Annotated in this window: 2 protein-coding genes; both read left to right on the forward strand. The window is 58.5% G+C overall.

Annotation, left to right across the window (positions count from 1 at the left end):
• Positions 1–202: 202 nt before the first annotated feature.
• Positions 203–1,300: a carboxynorspermidine decarboxylase gene (locus tag WBB95_RS17330; protein ID WP_424488703.1), complete on the forward strand. Its 1,098-nt coding sequence runs from the start codon at positions 203–205 to the stop codon at positions 1,298–1,300.
• Between the two features lie 28 nt (positions 1,301–1,328).
• Positions 1,329–2,573, forward strand: a complete 1,245-nt coding sequence (locus WBB95_RS17335) for a saccharopine dehydrogenase family protein (RefSeq protein ID WP_424488704.1) — start codon at positions 1,329–1,331, stop codon at positions 2,571–2,573.
• The last annotated feature ends 133 nt before the right edge of the window (positions 2,574–2,706 follow it).

Consider the following 2,706-nt stretch of genomic DNA (forward strand, 5'->3'; position numbering starts at 1 on the left):
GTTAACAATCTGTGACTGACACACCGCCTTCGCGAGCAAGCCCACCGCCACATTGGGCCGAGGTGGAGCCATAGACGGTCATACTCCGAGGCTATCCTTGGAAACCAGGCGCGCAAAATCCGCCCACTAACCTTTCGATTCGATCCAAGTGCGGGCACAATGCGTGTCCTTTTTTGGCAGGCACCGCCGCAGGCTCTCAAAAATGATCAAAACGCCGTACTACCTCATCGATAAACAGAAGCTTCTGGTCAACATGCAGAAGATTGCTTACGTGCGCGAGCAGTCCGGCGCCAAGGCGTTGCTGGCGCTCAAGTGCTTTGCGACCTGGTCGGTGTTCGACCTGATGCAGGAATACATGGACGGCACCACGTCGTCGTCGCTGTATGAGCTGAAGCTCGGCCGCCAGAAGTTCGAAGGTGAAGCGCACGCCTACAGCGTGGCCTGGGCCGACGATGAAATCGAAGAGATGCTGGATAACTGCGACAAGATCATCTTCAACTCGATCAGCCAGCTGCAGCGTTTTGCCGAACGCAGCGAAGGCAAGACCCGCGGCCTGCGCGTCAACCCGCAAGTGAGCAGCTCCGACTACCTGCTGGCCGACCCGGCGCGCCCGTTCAGCCGCTTGGGCGAATGGGACCCGGTAAAGATCGAAGGCGTGATTGAGCAGATCTCGGGCTTCATGTTCCACAACAACTGCGAGAACGGTGACTTCACCCTGTTCGACCAGATGCTCAACACCATCGAAGAACGCTTCGGCGCGCTGCTGCACAAGGTCAACTGGGTCAGCCTCGGCGGCGGCATCCACTTTACCGGCGAAGGTTATGCCATCGACGCCTTCTGCCAGCGCCTCAAGGCGTTCTCGCAGAAGTACGACGTGCAGGTGTACCTGGAACCCGGCGAAGCGGCGATCACCAACAGCGCCTCGCTGGAAGTGACCGTGCTCGACACCCTCTACAACGGCAAAAACCTCGCCGTGGTCGACAGCTCCATCGAAGCTCACCTGCTGGACCTGCTGATCTACCGCCTGAACGCCAAGCTGGCACCGAGCGACGGTGAACACACCTACATGGTGTGCGGCAAATCCTGCCTGGCCGGGGATATCTTCGGCGAATATCAATTTGATCGTCCGCTGGCCATCGGCGATCGGCTGTCGTTCATCGACACCGCGGGCTACACCATGGTCAAGAAAAACTGGTTCAACGGCCTGAAAATGCCGTCCATCGTAGTGAAACAACTCGACGGTACAGTCGAGGTGGTTCGTGAATTTGGTTACGACGACTACCTGTCCAGCCTTTCGTAAGCTGGCGGATAAAGGAGAGATAAAGCAATTGAAAAAGAACGTTCTTATCATTGGTGCAGGAGGTGTCGCCAAGGTGGTGGCCCACAAGTGCGCGCAGCACAACGACGAACTCGGTCGTATTGCTATCGCGTCGCGCAACATCTCCAAATGCCAGGCCATCATCGACAGCGTCAAGGCCAAGGGTAGCCTCAAGGTACCCGCCGACATCCAGGCCTTCGCGCTGAACGCCCTGGACGTGGAAGCGACCAAGGCCCTGATCCGCGAGACTGAATCGCAGATCGTCATCAACGTAGGTTCCGCGTTCCTCAACATGTCGGTGCTGCGCGCCTGCATCGACACGGGCGTTGCGTACCTCGACACCGCCATCCACGAAGAGCCGGGCAAGGTCTGCGAGACCCCGCCGTGGTACGGCAACTACGAGTGGAACCACCTGGAAGAGTGCAAACAGAAGAACATCACCGCCATCCTTGGCGTGGGCTTCGACCCGGGTGTCGTCAACGCGTATGCCGCGCTGGCGCAGCAACAGCATTTCGACCGCATTGATTCGATCGACATTCTCGACGTCAATGCCGGCAGCCATGGCAAATATTTCGCCACCAACTTCGACCCGGAAATCAACTTCCGCGAGTTCACCGGGCAGGTGTGGAGCTGGCAGAACAGCCAGTGGACCAGCAACACCATGTTCGAAGTCAAACGCACCGACGACCTCCCGGTGGTCGGTTCGCAGAACCTGTACCTGACCGGCCACGATGAAGTGCACTCGCTGTCGAAAAACCTCGACGTGCCCAACGTGCGTTTCTGGATGAGCTTCGGCGAACACTACATCAACGTGTTCACCGTGCTGAAAAACCTCGGCCTGCTCTCCGAAAAACCGGTCACCACCGCTGAAGGCCTGGAAGTGGTGCCGTTGAAGCTGGTCAAGGCCGTACTGCCCGACCCCTCTTCGCTTGCCCCTGGCTACACCGGCAAGACCTGCATCGGCGACCTGGTCAAAGGCACCAAGGATGGCAAGCCGCGCGAAGTCTTCATCTACAACGTGGCGTGCCATGAAGAAGCCTTTGCCGAAACCGACAGCCAGGGCATCTCCTACACCGCCGGCGTTCCTCCCGTGGCCGCAGCGCTGCTGGTGGCGCGTGGCGAGTGGGATGTGAAACACATGGCCAACGTCGAGGAACTGCCGGCTGAGCCGTTCCTAAAAGCGCTGGACGTGATGGGCTTGCCGACTCGGATTAAAGACGAGCACGGTGATCGGGCCTGGGATGCGATTGCCTGACAGGCGATGGCTGACTGAACCAAAAAAATGCGCCCCGAGGGGCGCATTTTTTGTTTGGGCTCACATAAATCTCAACACCCATGAAGGTCAAAAATGTGGGAGCGGGCTTGCTCGCGAAGGCGGTGTATCAGCC

It is taken from the genome of Pseudomonas sp. (genome assembly GCF_049645325.1).
Classification (GTDB): Bacteria; Pseudomonadota; Gammaproteobacteria; order Pseudomonadales; family Pseudomonadaceae; genus Aquipseudomonas.

Excerpts from the sequence above, each read along its gene's own strand:
- WBB95_RS17330 (WP_424488703.1), top strand. The coding sequence starts at position 203 with ATGATCAAAACGCCGTACTACCTCATCGATAAACAGAAGCTTCTGGTC.